Here is a 19,418-nt window from a genome sequence, read left to right as displayed (position 1 = left end):
TGTGCCGCAAAATGGTTGTACAATACCGTGTAAAAGAATTTGGGCAAAGGAGAGGCTGGAAATGCAAAACGCCGAGAAGGGAACATCCATGGACTTCATAGAGAGTCTATGTCAGGAATATCGCAAACATAACCAGATCGACCCGGCAGATTACGAGCGCTATCGGGTCAAGCGGGGCCTCCGCAACGCCGACGGCACCGGCGTCATGGCAGGCGTCACCCAGATCGGCAACGTGCTGGGCTATTACCTCCAGGACGGCGAGCGCTTTCCCGCCCCCGGCAAGCTGATCTACCGGGGCATCGATGTGGAGGAGCTGGTGGACGGCTTCGTGCGGGAGAGCCGGTTCGGCTTTGAGGAGACCGCCTATCTGCTGCTGTTCGGCACCCTGCCCACCCGGGAGCAGCTCACCGCCTTCCAGCAGATGCTCACCGACAACCACACCCTGCCCCATATGTTCACCGAGGACATGATCATCAAGGCCCCCAGTCCCGACGTGATGAACAAGCTGGCCCGCTCGGTGCTGGCTCTGTACTCCTATGACGACAACCCCGACGATATGTCCCTGTCCAATCAGCTGCGGCAGGCCATCCAGCTCATCGCCCGGGTGCCCGTCATTGTGGCCCACGCCTTTGCCGTGAAGCGCCACTACTATGACGACGAGTCCCTCTACCTCCACCGGCCTCAGGCCGGACTCAGCGTGGCGGAGAACTTTCTCTACTCCGTCCGCCACGACAACCAGTTCACCGAGCAGGAGGCCCGGCTGCTGGACCTGTGCCTGGTACTCCACGCCGAGCACGGCGGCGGCAACAACTCCGCCTTCGCCTGCCGGGTACTCTCCTCCTCCGGTACCGACTTCTACTCCTCCATCGCCGCTGCCGTGGGCTCTCTGAAGGGCCCCCGCCACGGCGGCGCCAACAAGAAGGTCATGGAGATGTTCGGCTACATTGAGGACGCGGTGAAAGACTGGAAGGACGAGGACGAAGTGCGCGCCTTCCTGGGCAAGCTGCTGCGGAAGGAGGCCGGTGACAAGTCCGGCCTGATCTACGGCATGGGCCACGCCATCTACACCATCTCCGACCCCCGCGCCGTCATTCTCAAAAAGTTCGCCAAAAAACTGGCTGAGACCAAAGGGATGCTGGACGAGTTCGAACTATACGAGACGGTGGAGCGTCTCACCCCCGAGGTACTCCTCTCGGTCAAGGGGGAGGACAAGGTGGTGTGCGCCAACGTAGACCTGTTCTCCGGCATGGTGTACAAGATGATGGGCATTCCTCAGGAGCTGTACACCCCCCTGTTCGCCGTGGCCCGCATCGTGGGCTGGTGCGCCCACCGCATCGAGGAGGTCTGCCAGCCGGGCAACCGCATCATCCGTCCCGCCTACAAGGCGGTGGCTCCCATGCGGCCCTTCGTGCCCCTGGACCAGCGATAACAGAACAAAAAAACAAAGACGTGCTGCATAGCAGCACGTCTTTGTTTTGAAGGGATTGGAAGTATCACTCCCGGGTGGGGGTCTCCATGCTGAAGCTGTCGCAGTCGGCGTCGCCATCCTCGTCCACAGAGACGGTGGCATCAAACTTGGCCTTGTAGTGGTCGCCGTAGTCGTCGATCACGGTGATGTAGCCATTGACCTCATAGGTGCCGTCGCCGTTGTCATCGGTGTTGGTCACAGAGGCCAGGACGTTCTTCACGTTGGCATAGCTGAACATACACTCCACAGCCGCCTCGGACTGTACCGCCAGACGGATGGCGTCGGAGTGGTCCTCCTCTTCCGGCGCAGCGGAACCGCCGCCGCAGGCACACAGGCCCAGCATCATGACCAGGGCCAGCGCAAGGGAAACAACCTTTTTCATAGCGATCCTTCTTTCCTCTCGAAATGGCACAGGCTTGAACAGACCTGTAAAACCTGAACCGTTTCTTAAAGTATAAAGAATTCTTCCCACCGGCACAATGAGCTGGCTGCATAGTGTTTATAAAAAAGGAGACGCTGCTTGTGCAGCGTCTCCTTTTTTTCTTTCAATTAACCCAGGGTGCAGCCGGCGGGCACCTTGTCGTCCAGCATGAGCAGGTGGAGTTCCTCGTGGCCCTCAGCCCCCTCCTTCACGGCGGAGATGAGCATACCGTTGGACTCCAGGCCCATCATCTTCCGGGGGGCCAGGTTGACGCAGGCCACCACGGTCTTGCCGATCAGGTCCTCGGGCTCGTAATACTCATGGATGCCGGAGAGAATCTGACGGGGCTGTCCCTCGCCGCAGTCCAGGGTGAAGCGGAGCAGCTTCTTGCTCTTCTTCACCGCCTCGCAGGAAAGCACCTTGGCGGTAACGAACTTCACCTTGGCGAAGTCGTCGATGGTAATATACTTGGGCTCAGCCTTGGCAGCGGCTTCCGCCTTGGCGGCCTCCTCCAGAGCGGCCAGCTCCTCCAGCTCCTTGGCAGCGTCGATGCGGGGGAAGAGGTTCTCACCCTTGCTCACGGGAGCCTGGTCGGACAGCGCGCCCCACACACCGGCGGACTCCCAGGTGCACTGGCTGTCGTCGGCGCCGATCTGGGCAAAGATCTTCGCGCAGGTCTCGGGCATGAAGGGGGTGAGAAGCACGGCGGAAATGCGCACGCATTCCAGCAGGTTGTACAGCACATGGGCCAGACGGTCCTGCTGGGTCTCGTCCTTGGCCAGAGCCCAGGGCTTGTTCTCGTCGATATACTTGTTGGCCCGGCCGATGAGCTTGAATACCTCCATCAGGGCGTCCTGGAAGGCATACTGCTCCATCTTGTCCTCATAGGTGTTGCGCAGCTGGGCGGCCATGGCGATGAGTTCCACGTCGAACTTCTGGGGATCGTCCTCAGGGAACTGCATGGACAGGCCCACATTGCCCATGGACTGAGCCACCAGATTGGCCAGATCCGCCTCGTCTCCGGTGGCACCGCAGCCGGCAGGCAGGTGCGCGCCGAAGTACTTGCCCACCATGGCGGTGGTACGGCTCACCAGATTGCCCAGGTCGTTGGCCAGGTCGGTGTTGATGCGGCTGATGAGTGTCTCGTTGGAGAAGTTGCCGTCGGTGCCGAAGGGGAACTCCCGCAGCAGGAAGTAGCGCAGGGAATCCACGCCGTAGCGCTGGGCCAGCAGATAGGGGTCCACCACGTTGCCCTTGGACTTGCTCATCTTGCCGCCGTCCAGCAGCAGCCAGCCGTGGCCGAACACCTTCTTGGGCAGGGGCATCTCCATGCTCATGAGCATGGCGGGCCAGATGATGGAGTGGAAGCGGACGATCTCCTTGCCGATGAAGTGGACGTCGGCAGGCCAGTACTTCTCAAAGTCGTCGTACTTGTCGTTCATGAAGCCCAGGGCGGTGGTGTAGTTGAAGAGGGCGTCGATCCACACATACACTACATGGCCGGGGTCGAAGTCCACGGGAATGCCCCACTGGAAGGAGGTACGGGAGACGCACAGGTCCTCCAGGCCGGGCTTGATGAAGTTGTTCACCATCTCGTTGACACGGCTGCGGGGCTCCAGGAAGTCGGTGTTCTCCAGCAGGTCCTGGATGCGGTCGGCGTACTTGCTCAGCCGGAAGAAGTAGGCCTCCTCCTCGGCGTCCTGGACCTCACGGCCGCAGTCGGGGCACTTGCCGTCCACCAGCTGGCTCTCGGTCCAGAAGGACTCGCAGGGCTTGCAGTACTTGCCCACATACTTGCCCTTGTAGATGTCGCCCTTCTCATACATCTTCTTAAAGATCTTCTGGATGGCGGCCACATGGTAGTCGTCGGTGGTGCGGATGAACCGGTCGTTGGAAATGTTCATCAGCTTCCACAGGTCCTTGACGCCCTGGGGGCCCTCCACGATGTTGTCCACATACTCCTTGGGGGAGACGCCGGCGGCCTTGGCCTTGTCCTCGATCTTCTGGCCGTGCTCGTCGGTGCCGGTGAGGAACATCACATCATAGCCGCACAGCCGCTTATACCGGGCCATAGCATCGGTGGCCACAGTGCAGTAGGCATGGCCGATGTGGAGCTTGTCCGAGGGGTAGTAAATGGGGGTGGTAATATAGAATTTCTTTTTCTCAGACATCAGAGGATCCCTCCGTATCGTTCTCGACCGGCTCCTCTGGCAGAGGCCGGGCGGCATTGTACAGCAGCAAAGCGCTGGAAGTCAGCAGATAGAGAATGGTAAAGCCATAGAGCGCCAGGGTGGCCCAGTCGTGCTCATCGGCCAGGGTGACCAGGGAGAAATACACACCCATCAGGCAGAAGAACACCGCGGGGACGCACTTACCCTTGTCAAAGGAGAAACCGGCGATGAAGTAGAGCCCCAGCAGGCCGGCGATGATGGCGAAGAGCTCGTACACATAGTCCAGCTGCACCGGGTCCCCCGCCCGCACCTGGTAGGCGGCGATGAGCCACACGCAGAAGGCAAAGGCCGGGATGAGCAGAGGCACGCTGTACTTGCCCTTGTTCTCCCCCTTAAAATTGTTCTGCACCGTGGACATGACGCACAGGCCGGAGGCCACCGCCAGCGCCGCCACGATGAGGCGGGTGTAGATGGGATTGGCCCCGGTGGCAAAATCATAGGCCATCAGGCCGCCCGCGCCAATAAGCAGAAAGCCGGAGAGTATTCCCGCCATGGCATACAGGGTATTATTCTTGGCGGAAAAGGCCTGGTCATAGCCGCTGAAGCGGGGATACTTCCCCATAAAGCTGAGGATCAGCAGCACGGCGGCCACCACCACCGACAGGGCGATGAGGGCCATGGTGGCGGGAGCGCCGGAGATGGGAAGGCCGGTGTCCGCCTCAAAAGCGGTGGCCAGTTCCCAGCGCCGCAGGGCGAAGCCGGCCCCGCCGCCCACCACCGCGATGGCGGGCAAAAGGATCTCTTTTCGCATGGTCAGCATCCTTTCCGGATGGAATTTGTTTGAATCTATAGTATAGCACAGTCCGGCAAAAAGTGCACGAATTTTCTCACAGCCGCAGGCCTTTCACGAGCGCGGACCTTTGCCGCCGCCCGGGACAGATCTACCGCCTGCCCCAGATCGGAACAGGACATTCCGGCGTTGCGGATCAGCAGTTCCACCAGCTGCCGTTCATGTGGCACAGGCCGCTTAAAAACACCCCGGTCTCTTCTTTCCTGCGCCGCTCAGCAGTCTTTATCTTACCGGTTTTACGATAAAAAGGCAAGGCCGCTCTTGTATTTTCCCAGCTTGTCGAAGAAGCCTCACTGAGAGCATCGCCATCGGGGTGGAGTATCTGCGTATCGAGGGGCTATGCTACTGCGGCATCGGCATCCTCTTCCTGCTCTACGGCCTCTTCCGGGGGCTGGGGCGGCCCGGGGTATCGGTGGTGTTGACGGTGGTCTCCCTGGGTACCCGGGTGGCTCTGGCCTACCTTCTGGCTCCCATTCCGGCCATCGGCCTGAAGGGCATCTGGTGGGCGGTACCCATCGGGTGGGGACTGGCCGATCTGGCGGGGCTGCTCTTCTATCTCCGCCGCCCTATAGGGGGCGGAAATCCATAAAAACAGCGGGACGGCAAGCCGTCCCGCTGTTTTGCTTGTTATGCGTCCGCCTTCTGGCTCTCCAGGTACTCGTCGTAGGTCATCTTGCGGTCGATGAGCTGACCGTCGGCGGTGAAATCGAACACCCGGTTACACACGGTCTGGATGAGCTGATGGTCGTGGGAGGCCACCAACACGTTGCACTTGACGGCCTCCAGGCCGTTGTTCAGGGCGGCGATGGACTCCAGATCCAGGTGGTTGGTGGGCTGGTCCAGCAGCAGCACGTTAGCCCCGGACAGCATCATGCGGGAGAGCATACAGCGCACCTTTTCACCGCCGGAGAGGACCTTGACGGGCTTATACACCTCGTCGCCGGAGAAGAGCATCCGGCCCAGGAAGCCCCGGAGGTAGGCCTCGTGGGGGTCGGAGGACCACTGGCGCAGCCACTCCACCAGGTTGTCGTCGCAGTCCTTGAAGAACTCGGTGTTGTCCTTGGGGAAATAGGAGAAGGTAGCAGTCTGGCCCCACTTCACGGTGCCCTCGTCGGGTTCCATCTCGCCGGTAAGGATCTTGAAGAGGGCGGTCTGGGCGTTCTCGTTGTCGCCCACGAAGGCGATCTTGTCGCCGTGGCCCACGATGAAGGACACCTTGTCCAGCACCTTCACCCCGTCGATGGTCTTGGATACGTCGGTGACGAAGAGGATGTCCTTGCCCACCTCCCGGTCGGGGGAGAAGGCCACCCAGGGGTAGCGGCGGGAGGAGGCGGGGATCTCCTCCAGAGTAATCTTTTCCAGCAGCTTCCGGCGGGCGGTGGCCTGCTTGGACTTGGACTTGTTGGCCGAGAAGCGGGAGATGAACTCCTTCAGCTCCTGGGCCTTCTCCTCGTTCTTCTTGTTCTGGTTCTTCATCAGGTTCTGCATCAGCTGAGAAGCGTCGTACCAGAAGTCGTAGTTACCCACATAGAGCTTGATCTTGTTGTAGTCGATGTCCACGATGTGGGTGCAGATGGTGTTGAGGAAGTGGCGGTCATGGCTGACCACGATGACGGTACCCTCAAAGTCCAGCAGGAAGTCCTCCAGCCAGTTGACGGCGTTGATGTCCAGGTTGTTGGTGGGCTCGTCCAGCAGCAGGATGTCGGGATTGCCGAACAGGGCCTGAGCCAGCAGCACCTTCACCTTGAGACGGGCGTCCAGAGTCTCCATGGAGGTCTGGTGGAACTCGGTGCCCACACCCAGACCCTGAAGGATGCGGGAGGCGTCGCTCTCGGCTTCCCAGCCGCCCAGCTCGGCAAACTCCTCCTCCAGCTCGCAGGCACGGATGCCGTCCTCCTCGGTCATTTCCTCCTTCTCGTAAAGGGCGTCCTTCTCCTTGCCGATGTCATACAGGCGCTTGTTGCCCATGATGACGGTATCCATGACGGTGTAGGCATTGTAGGCGTTCTGGTCCTGCTTGAGAACGGACATACGGGTCTTGGGCAGGATGGACACCTCGCCGGAGGTGGGCTCCAGATCGCCGGAGAGGATCTTCAGAAAGGTGGACTTGCCGGCGCCGTTGGCGCCGATGATGCCGTAGCAGTTGCCCTTGGTGAACTGCAGGTCCACATGGGAAAACAGGGGCTGGCCGCTGTAGGCCAGGGTCAGGTCGGAAACAGTGATCATGTCGTACTCCTTTTTTGTTCAGCCCGGCCCTAGGCCGGGAAAATCTTCGCAAGTGTACAGTATACCATAGAAAAAGAAAAAAACAAACCATAAACAGACAGAAAACCTGCTTACTGAAAATGTTCTGTAAAAAAGCTGAAAAAAGAGGTGACTTCCCTGTCCCACCGTGCTACTATGGTGGCGAAAACCGAGTAAACCGCTCGGTAAAATTTGGGTTGGAAGGAAGGATCACACATGAAGAAACACCGTTCCCGCCGGCTGCTCTCTCTGCTGGCCACCGGGGCGTTGCTGACATCTCTGATGCCCGCCGCCTTCGCCGCCGGCAATGAGAAGCACATCACCATTCTGGGCACCTCGGATATGCACGGCAACATCTGGGGCTACTCCTATGAGGACAACAAAGAGACTGACAACAACGGCATGGCCCGGCTGTACACCTACATCCAGCAGGTCCGGGCTGAGAATCCCAACACCATCCTCATCGACGCGGGCGACGATATCCAGGGCACTATCATGACCGACGATATCTACAACAAGACCCCCGACCAGCCCCACCCCGTCATCACCGCCATGAACTACATGGGCTATGACGCCATGACCCTGGGCAACCACGAGTTCAACTGGGGCATCCCCACCATGCAGACCATCCTGGGTCAGGCCGACTTCCCCGTACTGGCCGCCAATGTCACCGGCACCGACGGCAAGAGCGTCACCGGCGCCGGCTGGACCATCGTGGAGAAGGACGGCGTGAATGTGGCCATCATCGGCGTGGTCACCCCCGACGTACCCATCTGGGACGGCGGCAAGGAGGGCATCGAGGATGCCACCTATGAGGCCGCCAACGTGGCCGTGGGCAAGGCCATCGACGAGATCGGCGACCAGGCCGACGTGATCGTGGTATCCGCCCACATGGGTATGTACGCCGAGTTTGACGAAGAAGGCGGCTCCGACTCCGCCCAGAAGATCCTGGACGACAACCCGGAGATCGACGTGCTCCAGGTGGCCCACAACCATGTGGTGGTCAATGAGAAGCAGGGCGACGTGGTCATCGGCGGCGTGCGCAACGGCGGCCGGGACATCGCCCGCTTTGACCTGACTCTGGATGCCGACAACAACGTCACCGCCTCCTCCGTGGAGATCGTGGACATGACCGACGTGACTCCCAGCCAGGAGATCCGCTCCATTCCTCTGGTAGCCGAGGCTCACCAGAAGACCATCGACTTCATTGCCGGCGGCACCGACGAGAGCGGCGAACCTCTCCCCCCGCTGGGCTCCACCACCGCCAAGTTCCAGCCGGAGAATGAGATCGCCGGCCTGCCCCAGGGCAAGCTGGAGGATACCGCGGTTATGGATCTCATCAACAAGATCCAACTGGAGAACTCCGGCGCCGATGTGTCCGCCGCCGCCCTGTTCAAGAACACCAGCGACCTGCCCGCCGGTGACATCAACTACGGCAATATCTTCGACATCTACAAGTTCGACAACACCCTCTACCGGGTGAAGGTCACCGGCGCGGAGCTCAAGGCCTACATGGAGTGGTCCGCCGAGTGCTACAACCAGTGGAAGGAAGGGGACATCAATATCTCCTTCGATCCCGAGTACCCCGACTACCTCTACGATATGTTCGCCGGTGTGGAGTATGAGATCGACCTGTCTCAGCCCAAGGGCGAGCGCATCAAGAACGTGATGTTCAAGGGCGAGCCTCTCCAGGACGACCAGACCCTCACCTTGGCGGTGAACAACTACCGCTACTCCTCCGCCCTGAAGGGCCAGAACCTGATCTCCGGCACCAAGGAGTGGGAGTCCTCCAACTCCATCCGGGACATGATCGTGGCCTACTTCGCCGAGCACTCCCCCGTGGCTCCCGAGGTGGACAACAACTGGAAGATCGTGGGCGTGGACCTGAATGAGGACGATGCCCGCCGTGCCGAGCTCATCGGCTACATCAACGACGGCCTGCTGCCCACCCCCTACGCCGAGAGCTACAACCTGGCCGACTATGACGCCCTGGTGGCCCAGGCCAAGGCCAACGCCGCCGTGCTGGTGGACGGTACTCCCAAGGTGGTGTCCACCGCCACCGACGCCGCCGGCAACACCTACTACCGCCTGCGTGATCTGGCCGCCGCCCTCAACGGCACCGGCAAGCAGTTCAATGTGCTGTGGAACGCCGGTGTGGAGATTACCACCGGCGCCACCTATGCCGATCCCGCTCTGACCATGCCCACCCAGGCTCCCGCCGGTCTTACCGCCGAGACCCTGACCGTAAAGGTGGACGGCGCCGCTCAGAGCATGAGCGCGGTCCTCTCCAACGGCAACTACTATGTGGCCTCCTCCGCTCTGGAGGCCCTGGGCATCACCTGCACCGTCACCGACGGCACCCTCAACATCACCACCAAGTAAATCCCGCCGCAGCAAAGGGCCGCGCCATAGGCGCGGCCCTTTTCATGTCTATTTCATCCACTCTCCATCATCTTCATGGAGCAATCCTGCGGCAATCAGCCTGTCCTTGATGCAGTTATCCTCCTGTATAGCTTGATAAAAACGGTTATGGCGTTGATAAGTTGCAATCATATCCTGGATCACATTGATCTGTTTTCTGGTCAGACCCGTAACATCGATTTCCGTTTTTTCGCTGTATCCAAGCAGATGATCCGTACTTACTTTAAATAATCGGGCGATTCTGATCAGCACGTCGTAAGAAGGCAGCCTGCTCCCATTTTCATATGCCGAAACCGTTGATTTTGTCACATTGATCCGTTCTGCAAACTCATTCTGCGTCATCCTTCTGGCCTTTCGCAGTTCCTTGATCCTTTCGCCGACGGCATTCACAACAAATCACCTCTTTGGCACAGTGTATAAAAAAATCGTCCTGTTTTGGTGTACTTATATTGCCCTATTAGTAGACATATGCGCATACTCATGTTATACTAATAGTGGACATCTCGTTTTAACCTACACCCTAGCCGCTTTATTAACCAAAAAGACAAGAGAGGAAGATTTTTATGAGAAAAACAATTCTGTCACTAGCTCTGGCCGTTGCTATGATGGCCGCACTGACCGCCTGCTCAGGAGGAGGCGATCCTGTGGGCACCTATGAGGCCACGAAGATGGGTGATTCCAGCGGAGAATATAGCATGGATGATGCCGAACAAAACGGCCTTTTTGAAATTTCTAATGCACTGGAAATAAAATCTGACGGAAGCGCAACGCTTACGTTTACCCGGACAATAAGCCCAGAAGCAGAAAAGCAAATGTCCGCACAAGACCTTGCCATATTAAAGCGCACTGCCTCATTGGGAACTGAGAGCGGTTCCGGCACATGGGAAATAAAAGGGAATGAAATCACCATCTCCTTCCCCGGTAGCCCTTGGACCGGAACGGTTGATGATGACACCATTACATTCAATTATGATGGTGGCAGCTATACCATTTTTGAAAAAATCAAATAATACGCCTGTGCAACACAAGGGCTGCGCCATTGGCGCGGCCCTTGTGTTATGTCCTCCAAACTGGTATGATACCCTCAGACACTTTGGAAGGAGATGGCCCTTTTGAGCCTGTTTCGCTGTCCCCTCTGCGCCTCCCCCCTGGGCCGGGAGGCCCACCGCTACACCTGCCCCAACGGCCACTGCTTTGACATCGCCAAGGAGGGCTATGTCCACCTGCTCCCCGCCAACCAAAAGCACTCCAAATCCCCCGGGGACGACAAGGGCATGGTGACCGCCCGCAACCAGTTCCTGTCCAGGGACTACTACGCCCCCCTCCGGGAGGCTCTGTGCGCCCTGGCACTGGAGCACACCGGCGGGCAGGTATCGGTGCTGGACTCGGGCTGCGGGGAGGGCTACTACACCGCCGGCATCCACGCCGCCCTCACCGGGGCGGGCAGACAGGTGGCCCTGGCAGGCATCGACCTATCCAAGCCCTCGGTGCGGTTGGCCGCCAAGCGCTTGCCCCAGGGGGAGTTTGCCGTGGCCTCGGCTTACCACCTGCCGGTGGCGGATCAGCGCGTGGACCTGCTCCTCAACTGCTTCTCCCCCCTGGCTCTGGAGGAGTTCCGCCGGGTGCTCCGCCCCGGAGGTCTGTTCCTCTATGTGGTTCCCGCCGCCAAACACCTGTGGGAGCTCAAGCAGGTGCTCTACGACAAGCCCTACCCCAACCAGGAGCAGGATATCCCCTATGAGGGCTTCTCCTATGTCAGCGTGATTCCGGTGGATACCACCATGGAGGTGGCAGGCGAGGACCTGCCTAACCTGTTCCAGATGACCCCCTACTACTGGAAGACCCCCAAGGAGGGAGCCGCCCGGCTGGCGGCGTTGGACGGACTGAAGGTACAGGCCTCCTTCCGCATCCATGTATTCCGCCGGGACTGAGAGTTACATCTGCTCCAGCACACTCCTGATAATCCAGGCGTGGGCCTCAGCCTCCTCCGCCGACTCATGGAAGAGGGCCTCCAGGCAGGGATCGGCGGTACCGGCGGCGGCTGCCCGGTAGCAGGCCGCCCCCCGCTGCTGGGCCTGGAACTGCTCCCGCAGGGCGGCCTGCACCGGCTGGGGCGAGGGAGCCCCTCCCCGGTCGGCGGGCCAGTAGCGCACCCCGGAGATGAGGAAATAGGCGGTGCTCAGCCGCTTGGCCCGCCGCCGCTTTTCGGCGGCCAGGTTGGAGAGCATCCTGCCCCCGGCCCCCGGCACCCGACGGGCCAGCGCCTGGCAGCACCGGTGGGCGGCCAGTTCCTGGTCTATGTACTGTTGCATCTGAGGTCCGTGGACTGCCGAGGCGGGTCCAAGGCAGGTGACGGTCTCCTCCTCTTCCGCCGCCGGCGTGTCGTGTACCACCACCGCCGGCAGAGGCCGTTGGGCCGCCGCCTCCACCACCTCAAAGGGGCAGTCCCCCCGCTCGTTGGGCATGACCCGCTTCCATACCCGCTCGAAAACCTCCCGGTCGCAGCCGGGCAGCAACTCCTGTTCCATACGCATTGCCTCCCCATTCTGTGTAGATTCCCACCATCCTATGCCGTCCTGGCAAGATTTGCCCCGCTCAGGGTTGTATTTTCCTGCCTTTCGTGATAAAATAATTGCTCATGGAATGAACCATTTACAAAGGAGAGACCGATTATGCTGGAGATCAGCCATCTCAGCTATCAGGTGGAGGGAGAGGAAGGCCAGGAGCTGGGCATCCTCAACGACGTCTCCCTCTCTGTCAAGGACCACCAGTTTGTGGTCATCACCGGCCCCAACGGCGGCGGCAAGACCACCCTTGCCAAGGCCATCATGGGCCTGGTCAAGCCCACCGGCGGCTCCATCCGCTGGAACGGCACCGATATCACCGATCTGGACATCACCGGCCGTGCCCGTCTGGGCATCAGCTACGGCTTTCAGCAGCCCCCCCGCTTCAAGGGTCTGAAGGTGAAGGACCTGCTGGCCCTGGCCGCCGGCAGCGAGAAGCTGACCCGGGAAGAGGGCTGCCAGTACCTGACCAAAGTGGGCCTGTGCGCCGGGGACTATATCGACCGTGAGGTGGACGCCTCCCTGTCCGGCGGCGAGGTCAAGCGCATTGAGATCGCCACCATCCTGGCCCGCAAGACCGGCCTGATGATCTTTGACGAGCCGGAGGCCGGCATCGACCTGTGGTCCTTTGCCAAGCTCACCGAGACCTTCAAGCTCATCCACCAGAAGCGGGAGGCCACCCTTATCGTCATCTCCCACCAGGAGCGCATCATCGACCTGGCCGATGAGATCGTCATGATCGCCGATGGCAAGGTGCAGAAGCAGGGCCCCAAGGATGAGATCTTCCCCCAGATCCTGGCCAACACCAGGACCTCTTGCAGTTATCTGTCGGAAGGAGCGAAGTAAGATGGATCAAGCGGAATGGAAGCTCCTCAAGGAGATCGCGGACCTGGAGAAGACCCCCCAGGGGGCCTACAACATCCGGCGCAACGGACAGCTGGATTCCCGGAACAACACCGCCAATATTGAGATCACCACCAAGGAGGAGCCGGGCAAGTCAGGCATCAACATCACCGTCAAGAGCGGCACCCAGCACGAGTCGGTCCACATCCCCGTTATCATCAGCCAGACCGGCCTGAGTGAAATGGTGTACAACGACTTCTTCATCGGCGACGACTGCGACGTGGACATCGTGGCCGGCTGCGGCATCCACAACACCGGCTGCGAGACCAGCCAGCACGACGGCGTCCACACCTTCCACATCGGCAAAAACTCCAAGGTCCGCTATGTGGAGCGCCACTACGGCGACGGCGAGGGCACCGGCCAGCGGATTATGAATCCCCAGACCATCGTCTATCTGGACGAGGGGGCCTCCATCAACATGGAGTCCACCCAGATCCGGGGCGTGGACTCCACCAAGCGGGAGACCCGCATTGTGGTGGGCAAGGGCGCCGAGGCCGTCATCACCGAGAAGCTGCTCACCCACGGTCAGCAGACCGCCGAGAGCGACATGGAAATCATTCTGGACGGCGAGGACGCCACCGGACGGGTCATCTCCCGGTCCGTGGCCCAGGACAACTCGGTCCAGGTGTTCTACCCCAAAATGACCGGCAATACCAAGTGCTTCGGCCATGTTCAGTGCGACTCCATCATTATGGGCAACGCCAAGATCTCCTCCATCCCCGCCATTGTGGCCAACCATGTGGACGCTCAGCTCATCCACGAGGCCGCTATCGGGCGCATCGCCGGAGACCAGATCCTGAAATTGATGACCCTGGGTCTGACCGAGCAGGAAGCGGAGGAGAAGATTCTGGATGGCTTCCTTCAGTGATATTCAGCGGGTGGTCAACGGCGAGGGCCACTTCGCTCCCTACAACCATATTACCGTCACCCGCATCGAGGGCCGGGAGGCGGAGGGCACTCTGGAGGTCCGCCCCGAGAGCCTGAACCCCATGGGCATCGTCCACGGCGGCGCCCTGGTGGCCCTGGCGGACACGGTGGCGGGCTGTGCCGCCTTTACCTGCGGCAAGGTGTGCGTCACCCTGGACTGCACCATGCAGTACCTGGCCCCCGGTACCGGCAGCCAGATCCACTGCCTGGCCACCCCCAAAAAGCTGGGCAAGACCATTCTGGTCTACGACGCCGTTCTGACCAACGACCAGGGCCAGACAGTGGCTACCGGCACCTACACCTTTTTCGCCAAGGAAACCCGGGTGGAGGACGCCCCCTTTTAACGCGCCAAGCGGTGGTGCTGCCTGTGGCAGCACCACCGCTTTTCTTTACCCATCCTTCAGCAGCTCCCCCAGTCGCAGCAGGGCGGCCAGCAGCACCAGCAGGGAGGCCCAGAAGTTGACCTGGCCTCCCTGCTCTTCCCTGCCCTTCACACCCAGGCAGAAGAAGTACCCCAGTGCCAGCACCACCAACACAGAGCTGACCTGCCGCAGCCCCGTCACATCGGGAGCCTTTCCGTTGCAGCACAGCCCCCGCCGCCGTTTGTCCAGGGCCAGCCAGGACAGACAGATGGACCCCAGCAGGGTACTGAGAAAAAGCAGAGATTTGTCAGCCGTTTTGATCTGTTCCTGTAACGCCTTACTTTGCATAAAAAGCCCCCCTCTCACCAGTTTATCGGTAAAAGGGGGGCTTTGTGACGCTTACACGCCGGGATTCTGGGTAAAGTGGATGGTGTAGGACAGCTCCTCGTTCTCGTTGCCGGAGGCGTCCTTCAGAGCGCCGGCGGCCAGATCGAACTGGAAGGTACCCTCCACATACTTGTTGCCGTTGTGGTTGGTAACGGTGATGTGGAGCTTGGTGGGATCGGCCTCGTCAATGACGAAGGTGCCGAACTCATGGCCGTCAATGGTGATGTGCTGGGTCTGATCCCCGGCAACCACCGCCTCGCTGAGGGTGACGGTGAGGCTGGTGAACTCCTGGCCCTCGTCAAAGTTGACGGTATCGCCGTCCTCCACCACCTGATCGTCAATGGCAAAGCTCACCACGGTGGGGGCGGTGGTGTCCAGAGGCACAGACACGTCGGAGACGGTCATCTCCTCGTCCACAAAGTACATGGAACCAAACTGGTTGCCCGCCTTGTCCTTCACGGAGAAGTAAAAGGTCATGGGGCTGCCGTCGGCGGCCTGACGCAGCAGGGCGGTGGCCACGGGATTCAGCGTGATCTCCCACTTCTGCTCGCCCTGGGTGTCGGTGTACACGCTGGTGTAGCCCAGGCCGCTCTCCTCGTCCAGGAAGTCATAGCTCTTGGCCTCCACGGTGAACTCGGGGAAGCTGGCCTCCAGGCTGTGGTCGATCTCCAGATAGGCCAGCTCGCCCTGGTCGGATACGGGTACGGTGAGGGTCAGGGTGTCGTCGTCGCCCAGCAGGGTGACGCTCTCCTTCTCCAGCACGGGGGCGGTGATGTCGGCCTCGGCCTCCTGCTCAAAGGCCACGGTCCAGACGTAGTAGGGGGTGCGGCCCTCGTCGTCCTTCAGGGCCACATGGCGGCGGGCGGTGAGGTAGCCGGCGCTGTTGCCCTCGGCGTCGTAGATGGCCTTGTTGTAGCGCATACCGTCGCCCAGCTTGGCGCTGTTGAAGTCGAAGGTCCAGACAAACCCGGTCTCGTTGTCCACATACAGGTTGGTGATCTGGACGTCGCCGGAGATGGCGTAGCCCGCGGCCTGGAGGGCCTCGTTGTTCACCACGTCACCCTCGGGAGTGGAGGAGCTGCCGATCTTGGTCAGCACGTCCTCCTCCATGGTGTACAGGGCCTGGTCAAACTGAATGGTGACCTTACCCTCCTCCTCGGACACCTGAGTCACGGCAGGACCGGCCTGGACAGGAGGCACCTGGCCGCCGTCGCCGTCACCATCGCCGTCACCGTCAGAGCCGCCGGAACCGCCGCCGTTGCCACCGCCGGAACCACCGGAGCCGCCGGAGCCGGAGCCGCCGCCATTGCTGCCGCCGTTGTTATTGTCGCCGCCCACCTGGTTGCCTTCGCTGTCGGTGGGCTGATCCACGCCGTCGGTCACCTCCAGGCTGCCGGGCAGCTTGCCGTCCAGCACCACGCCGTCGGCGTTGACGGCGGCCTTGCCGATGGTGCCCTGGTTGTCCACCTGGGCGGCGGCGTTGAGGGACAGTTCCTCCACGGAGGCATCCTTCTCCACCGCCAGCTGGGCCTCGGCGTTGACGCTCAGGTAGTCGGCGGAAGTGCTGCCGGAGAGGGTCAGCTCCACGGGAGCGTCCACCTTCACGGTGGCGGCGGTCAGGTCCTGAGCGGTGACCTTGGCCCCGGCGCTGCCGGGAGCCACCACCAGACCGGCGGCCCGGCCGGACACCTCAACCTGGGCGCCGCTGCGGGCAGCGGAACCGGTGTTGATCACCACAAAGCGGCCCTCGTCCTCCGCCTCCACCTGGGCGGAGCCGGTGATGTAATCGCTGACGGCCTTGTCCAGCAGCGCCATGGTGGACGCCCGGTCAATGTTGGCCATGGGAGCCAGGTGGGAACCGTCCTCCACGCCGGACAGGATGCCCAGCTGAGCCAGGGGAGCCAGATACCCGGCGGCCCAGCCGGCGGCGTCGGTGCCGTCCACAAACTGGCCCAGGTTGGGCTCCTTCTCCTCCCGGATACCCATAGCCCGTGCAAACATCACCATGGTCTCCTGCCGGGTGATGGTCTGGGTGGCGTTGCAGTTGGTGCCGTCGCCCTCCATGATGCCGGCGGCAGTACACTTCAGAATGGCGTCGGCGTACCACTCGTCCCCCTTCAGGTCGGCATAGCGGTTGGGCACCTTCTCGCTCAGGCCCAGCAGCCGCACAAAAATGGTGGCCAGCTCGCCGCGGGTCAGGTTGGCGGCGGGCCGGAACAGGCCCTGGTCGTCTCCCTCCACCAGGCCGGCCTCCAACCAGCGGTGAATGGAGTCAGCCGCCCAGCTCTGGCCCACGTCGGGCAGGCTGGTCTCTCTGGCGGCAGCCAGGGCGGGGGTGCCCATGGACAGCCCCATGGACAGGGACAGCAGCAGGGCCAGCGGTTTCTTTGCTTGCATGGGTAAATTCCTCCAAGTTGCAGTTATTGATAAAATATGGCGCATTTGCTCCGCAAAAATTCCATACTGGTTTGGTATTATACCATGTCATGCTCCAGTGTCAAGGAATTGGGGCAGGCCAAATGTTTCCACCCATACAGGCATAAAAAGGGGACCCATCCCGGCATCACTGCCGGAACGGGTCCTGAGGAAAAGAGGAGAAGAACGTGAAGTCACACAAAGCAGCGGATCAGGTTGTACACGCTGATGCCGGTGATGACCAGCAGCAGCCAGAAGAACAGCTTGTCCACGGCCTTGTTGTCCATACGGCGGCTGAAGCTGCGGCCCATGGTGCCGCCCACCACGCCGCCCACCACCATGGCGATGAGGACGGGCCACTCAAAGACAGGCACGTTCTGACCGATCACGGTGTTGAGGAAGCTGGCTCCCTGGGAAAATAGAATGACATACAGGGAGTTGAGGGCCGCCGTCTTGGAATCCATGGAAAAGAAGTAGTAGAGCACCGCCAGGTTGATGGGGCCGCCGCCAATGCCCAGGAAGGAGGACAGCACACCCAGGGCCAGGCCGATGAGCACACAGGCCGCTCCGTTCTTCACATCCAGGGTGCGGATGCGGGGACGGTTCAGGGTATAGGCCAGCACACCCAGGGTGAGGATAATCATCAGCACCTGCTGGGCCACCGATACGGCGGAGCCGCCGGCGTCCTTGATGATGTCGAAGAGCTGCTTGCCCACGATACCGCCCACGGCGGCGCCGATGGCCAGCAGGGTACCCCGGCGGGGCTCCACCTTCACCTCGCCGCCGATGCTGCGCAGCATGGAGGTGATGGTCATGGCCAGCACGGTGCAGCCGGACAGAAAGCTGATGGTAGCCACCGGCAGGCCGGACACAGCGTCCAGCACCGGCTTGATGATGACGCCGCCTCCTACCCCGCTGATGCCTCCAATGGTAGTTGCCAGGATACAGACCAGGAAGTTAAAGAGGATCTGCATGGCGGCTTACCGCAGGGAGATAAACCGGCTGTCGTAAGCGCCCAGCAGGGGCTCGCAATAGGCCTTGAACTCGGGCTTGATGCTGGCGCCGTCCTCGCCGATCCATTCCAGGGGGAACTTCTTCTCGGCGTTGGCCACCTTCTCCAGGGGGATCAGGCAGGTCTTGGAGGAGTAGGGGTTCCGAGTGGTCTCAAAGCCCACCATGAAGCCGGTCTTGCCCTCCACGGCGGAGCGGACGGCGCAGGCGCCGGCCTCCTCGGCCTCCTTCTGGTCGATCTCGGACATGAGGCTCACGCTCACACGGCCCAGCAGGCCGGGCTTCTCGGACCGGGACTTCAGGCCGGTCTCCTGCATAATCATGTCGCTGAGCGCCTGGGCGGCGCCGCCGGGCACCTTGTGGCCGAAGCCGTCCACCACGCCGGAGTCGGCCACGGGGGAGCCGTCGGCATAGTGGATACCCTCGGAGATGGTCACCAGAAGACCGCGGCCCTTGGCCCACTTCTCCTTGACAGCGGCAAGGAATTTCTCCTTGTCGAAGGCCACCTCGGGCAGGTACACCAGATGCTCGCAGGGCATCAGGTCGGCATACAGGGCGGAAGCGGCGGTAATCCAGCCGGCGTTGCGGCCCATCATCTCCATCACCACCACGTGGATGGGCAGAGCGGAGGCGTCCTGCGCCAGCTCCAGAGCGGAGACAGCGGCGTACTTGGCAGCGGAGCCGAAGCCGGGGCAGTGGTCGGTGACATCCAGATCGTTGTCGATGGTCTTGGGGATGCCGATGACCCGCAGCTCGTAGCCGGTCTCCACAGACAGGTTATAGATCTTGTTGCAGGTGTCCATGGAGTCGTTGCCGCCGTTGTAGAAGAAGTAACGGATGTTGAACTTCTTGAAGCACTCCAGCACGGCGGGATAGTCGGCGTCGGTGAGCTTGCGGCGGCAGGAGCCCAGAGCGGAAGCGGGGGTCTTGGCCAGCAGGGCCAGATCCTCGTCGGCAAACTTGCCCAGGTCGATCAGGTCCCCGGCCAGGATGCCCTCAGCGCCGAAGCGGGCGCCGTAGATGGTTTCGATCTCGCCGTGGAGCTTGGCCTCCCGGACAGCGCCCAGCAGAGAGCTGTTGATGACCGGGGTGGGGCCGCCGCCGTGGGCGATAAGCATATTTCCTTTCAGCATGACAATGCCCTCCTTACACGTTGCTCAGATCGTCGTCCTTCATGCACAGATGGACGGCGCTCAGCTTGAAGGTCTGGGGCAGAGCCAGGATGTTGGGGTTGGGGCCCACAAACTTTTTCTTGGCGTCCTCCAGGGCCTCCT

The 19,418-nt window shown here is 61.1% G+C and carries 17 protein-coding genes and 1 pseudogene; 8 read left to right on the top strand and 10 right to left on the bottom strand.

The annotated features are described in order from the left end of the window. Positions 1 to 61 precede the first annotated feature (61 nt). Positions 62 to 1,429, top strand: a complete 1,368-nt coding sequence (locus tag B5G40_RS13845; RefSeq protein ID WP_087400107.1) for a citrate/2-methylcitrate synthase — start codon at positions 62 to 64, stop codon at positions 1,427 to 1,429. A 64-nt stretch (positions 1,430 to 1,493) separates the two neighbouring features. Here the strand turns inward: B5G40_RS13845 and B5G40_RS13840 are convergent, their stop codons facing one another. The 3 genes from B5G40_RS13840 to B5G40_RS13830 all read right to left on the bottom strand — a co-directional run bounded on the left by B5G40_RS13840 (position 1,494) and on the right by B5G40_RS13830 (position 4,871). Then, the gene (locus B5G40_RS13840) at positions 1,494 to 1,850 is read right to left on the bottom strand and encodes a hypothetical protein (RefSeq protein WP_087400105.1); all 357 of its coding nucleotides are present in this window, start codon (positions 1,848 to 1,850) and stop codon (positions 1,494 to 1,496) included. Between the two features lie 167 nt (positions 1,851 to 2,017). After that, on the bottom strand, positions 2,018 to 4,060 hold the full coding sequence (gene metG, locus B5G40_RS13835; protein WP_087400103.1) for a methionine--tRNA ligase: 2,043 nt from the start codon (positions 4,058 to 4,060) through the stop codon (positions 2,018 to 2,020). After that, complete coding sequence (locus B5G40_RS13830; protein ID WP_087400101.1) at positions 4,053 to 4,871, bottom strand: hypothetical protein; 819 nt, start codon at positions 4,869 to 4,871, stop codon at positions 4,053 to 4,055. The genes metG and B5G40_RS13830 overlap by 8 nt, the downstream gene beginning before the upstream one ends. A 331-nt stretch (positions 4,872 to 5,202) precedes the next feature. On the opposite strand from B5G40_RS13830, the pseudogene B5G40_RS13825 reads away from it, so the two are divergent. Continuing rightward, a pseudogene (locus B5G40_RS13825) lies at positions 5,203 to 5,499 on the top strand (MATE family efflux transporter); the annotation flags it as partial. Between the two features lie 38 nt (positions 5,500 to 5,537). On the opposite strand, the gene B5G40_RS13820 reads toward B5G40_RS13825, so the two are convergent. Then, on the bottom strand, positions 5,538 to 7,136 hold the full coding sequence (locus B5G40_RS13820; protein ID WP_087188995.1) for an ABC-F family ATP-binding cassette domain-containing protein: 1,599 nt from the start codon (positions 7,134 to 7,136) through the stop codon (positions 5,538 to 5,540). A 234-nt stretch (positions 7,137 to 7,370) separates the two neighbouring features. Between B5G40_RS13820 and B5G40_RS13815 the strand changes: the two genes are divergently transcribed. Next, the gene (locus B5G40_RS13815; protein ID WP_087400099.1) at positions 7,371 to 9,536 is read left to right on the top strand and encodes a bifunctional metallophosphatase/5'-nucleotidase; all 2,166 of its coding nucleotides are present in this window, start codon (positions 7,371 to 7,373) and stop codon (positions 9,534 to 9,536) included. Between the two features lie 48 nt (positions 9,537 to 9,584). Here B5G40_RS13815 and B5G40_RS13810 read toward each other — a convergent pair whose 3' ends face one another. Continuing rightward, the gene (locus B5G40_RS13810) at positions 9,585 to 9,965 is read right to left on the bottom strand and encodes a helix-turn-helix domain-containing protein (protein WP_242955455.1); all 381 of its coding nucleotides are present in this window, start codon (positions 9,963 to 9,965) and stop codon (positions 9,585 to 9,587) included. A 173-nt stretch (positions 9,966 to 10,138) separates the two neighbouring features. On the opposite strand from B5G40_RS13810, the gene B5G40_RS13805 reads away from it, so the two are divergent. Both B5G40_RS13805 and B5G40_RS13800 read left to right on the top strand, forming a co-directional pair. Continuing rightward, a complete protein-coding gene (locus B5G40_RS13805; RefSeq protein ID WP_087400097.1) occupies positions 10,139 to 10,585 on the top strand; it encodes a hypothetical protein in 447 nt (148 codons plus the stop codon). Between the two features lie 93 nt (positions 10,586 to 10,678). Next, entirely contained in the window at positions 10,679 to 11,506 is an 828-nt protein-coding gene (locus B5G40_RS13800) for a putative RNA methyltransferase (protein ID WP_087400095.1), read from the top strand. Positions 11,507 to 11,509: 3 nt separating this feature from the next. Here B5G40_RS13800 and B5G40_RS13795 read toward each other — a convergent pair whose 3' ends face one another. Beyond that, on the bottom strand, positions 11,510 to 12,103 hold the full coding sequence (locus tag B5G40_RS13795) for a rubrerythrin (RefSeq protein ID WP_087400093.1): 594 nt from the start codon (positions 12,101 to 12,103) through the stop codon (positions 11,510 to 11,512). A 144-nt stretch (positions 12,104 to 12,247) separates the two neighbouring features. Between B5G40_RS13795 and B5G40_RS13790 the strand changes: the two genes are divergently transcribed. Genes B5G40_RS13790 through B5G40_RS13780 form a run of 3 tightly spaced genes read left to right on the top strand, consistent with a single transcriptional unit; the run spans position 12,248 to position 14,313 of the window. Next, positions 12,248 to 12,985 (top strand): ABC transporter ATP-binding protein, encoded by a 738-nt coding sequence (locus tag B5G40_RS13790; RefSeq protein ID WP_087268930.1) that lies wholly within the window; start codon positions 12,248 to 12,250, stop codon positions 12,983 to 12,985. 1 nt (position 12,986) lies between these two features. After that, entirely contained in the window at positions 12,987 to 13,910 is a 924-nt protein-coding gene (locus tag B5G40_RS13785) for a SufB/SufD family protein (protein ID WP_087268927.1), read from the top strand. Further along, complete coding sequence (locus B5G40_RS13780) at positions 13,894 to 14,313, top strand: PaaI family thioesterase (protein ID WP_087268924.1); 420 nt, start codon at positions 13,894 to 13,896, stop codon at positions 14,311 to 14,313. Before B5G40_RS13785 ends, B5G40_RS13780 begins: the two co-directional genes overlap by 17 nt. 45 nt (positions 14,314 to 14,358) lie before the next feature. Here B5G40_RS13780 and B5G40_RS13775 read toward each other — a convergent pair whose 3' ends face one another. The 4 genes from B5G40_RS13775 to B5G40_RS13760 all read right to left on the bottom strand — a co-directional run bounded on the left by B5G40_RS13775 (position 14,359) and on the right by B5G40_RS13760 (position 19,277). Further along, complete coding sequence (locus B5G40_RS13775; protein WP_087268921.1) at positions 14,359 to 14,679, bottom strand: hypothetical protein; 321 nt, start codon at positions 14,677 to 14,679, stop codon at positions 14,359 to 14,361. A 51-nt stretch (positions 14,680 to 14,730) separates the two neighbouring features. Beyond that, positions 14,731 to 17,115 carry an S-layer homology domain-containing protein gene (locus B5G40_RS13770; protein WP_158099549.1) on the bottom strand — a complete coding sequence of 795 codons (2,385 nt, stop codon included), beginning with the start codon at positions 17,113 to 17,115 and terminating at the stop codon, positions 14,731 to 14,733. 212 nt (positions 17,116 to 17,327) lie between these two features. Beyond that, positions 17,328 to 18,107, bottom strand: coding sequence for a sulfite exporter TauE/SafE family protein (locus B5G40_RS13765; protein ID WP_087400091.1), 780 nt, complete (start codon positions 18,105 to 18,107; stop codon positions 17,328 to 17,330). Between the two features lie 6 nt (positions 18,108 to 18,113). Continuing rightward, positions 18,114 to 19,277 (bottom strand): 6-phosphofructokinase, encoded by a 1,164-nt coding sequence (locus B5G40_RS13760; protein ID WP_242959443.1) that lies wholly within the window; start codon positions 19,275 to 19,277, stop codon positions 18,114 to 18,116. Between the last annotated feature and the right edge of the window lie 141 nt (positions 19,278 to 19,418).

It is taken from the genome of Flavonifractor sp. An9 (assembly GCF_002161245.1).
GTDB classification, from domain to species: Bacteria; Bacillota; Clostridia; order Oscillospirales; family Oscillospiraceae; genus Flavonifractor; species Flavonifractor avicola.
Note: the sequence above shows the minus strand (reverse complement) of the source record. Positions and strands in the feature narration are given on the sequence as shown.

Bases quoted from the DNA above. Each gene is read 5' to 3' on its own strand.
- B5G40_RS13845 (WP_087400107.1), top strand. From the start codon at position 62: ATGCAAAACGCCGAGAAGGGAACATCCATGGACTTCATAGAGAGTCTA.
- B5G40_RS13840 (WP_087400105.1), bottom strand. From the start codon at position 1,850: ATGAAAAAGGTTGTTTCCCTTGCGCTGGCCCTGGTCATGATGCTGGGC.
- metG (WP_087400103.1), bottom strand. From the start codon at position 4,060: ATGTCTGAGAAAAAGAAATTCTATATTACCACCCCCATTTACTACCCC.
- B5G40_RS13830 (WP_087400101.1), bottom strand. From the start codon at position 4,871: ATGCGAAAAGAGATCCTTTTGCCCGCCATCGCGGTGGTGGGCGGCGGG.
- B5G40_RS13820 (WP_087188995.1), bottom strand. From the start codon at position 7,136: ATGATCACTGTTTCCGACCTGACCCTGGCCTACAGCGGCCAGCCCCTG.
- B5G40_RS13815 (WP_087400099.1), top strand. From the start codon at position 7,371: ATGAAGAAACACCGTTCCCGCCGGCTGCTCTCTCTGCTGGCCACCGGG.
- B5G40_RS13805 (WP_087400097.1), top strand. From the start codon at position 10,139: ATGAGAAAAACAATTCTGTCACTAGCTCTGGCCGTTGCTATGATGGCC.
- B5G40_RS13800 (WP_087400095.1), top strand. From the start codon at position 10,679: ATGGCCCTTTTGAGCCTGTTTCGCTGTCCCCTCTGCGCCTCCCCCCTG.
- B5G40_RS13795 (WP_087400093.1), bottom strand. From the start codon at position 12,103: ATGGAACAGGAGTTGCTGCCCGGCTGCGACCGGGAGGTTTTCGAGCGG.
- B5G40_RS13790 (WP_087268930.1), top strand. From the start codon at position 12,248: ATGCTGGAGATCAGCCATCTCAGCTATCAGGTGGAGGGAGAGGAAGGC.
- B5G40_RS13785 (WP_087268927.1), top strand. From the start codon at position 12,987: ATGGATCAAGCGGAATGGAAGCTCCTCAAGGAGATCGCGGACCTGGAG.
- B5G40_RS13780 (WP_087268924.1), top strand. From the start codon at position 13,894: ATGGCTTCCTTCAGTGATATTCAGCGGGTGGTCAACGGCGAGGGCCAC.
- B5G40_RS13775 (WP_087268921.1), bottom strand. From the start codon at position 14,679: ATGCAAAGTAAGGCGTTACAGGAACAGATCAAAACGGCTGACAAATCT.
- B5G40_RS13770 (WP_158099549.1), bottom strand. From the start codon at position 17,115: ATGCAAGCAAAGAAACCGCTGGCCCTGCTGCTGTCCCTGTCCATGGGG.
- B5G40_RS13765 (WP_087400091.1), bottom strand. From the start codon at position 18,107: ATGCAGATCCTCTTTAACTTCCTGGTCTGTATCCTGGCAACTACCATT.
- B5G40_RS13760 (WP_242959443.1), bottom strand. From the start codon at position 19,277: ATGCTGAAAGGAAATATGCTTATCGCCCACGGCGGCGGCCCCACCCCG.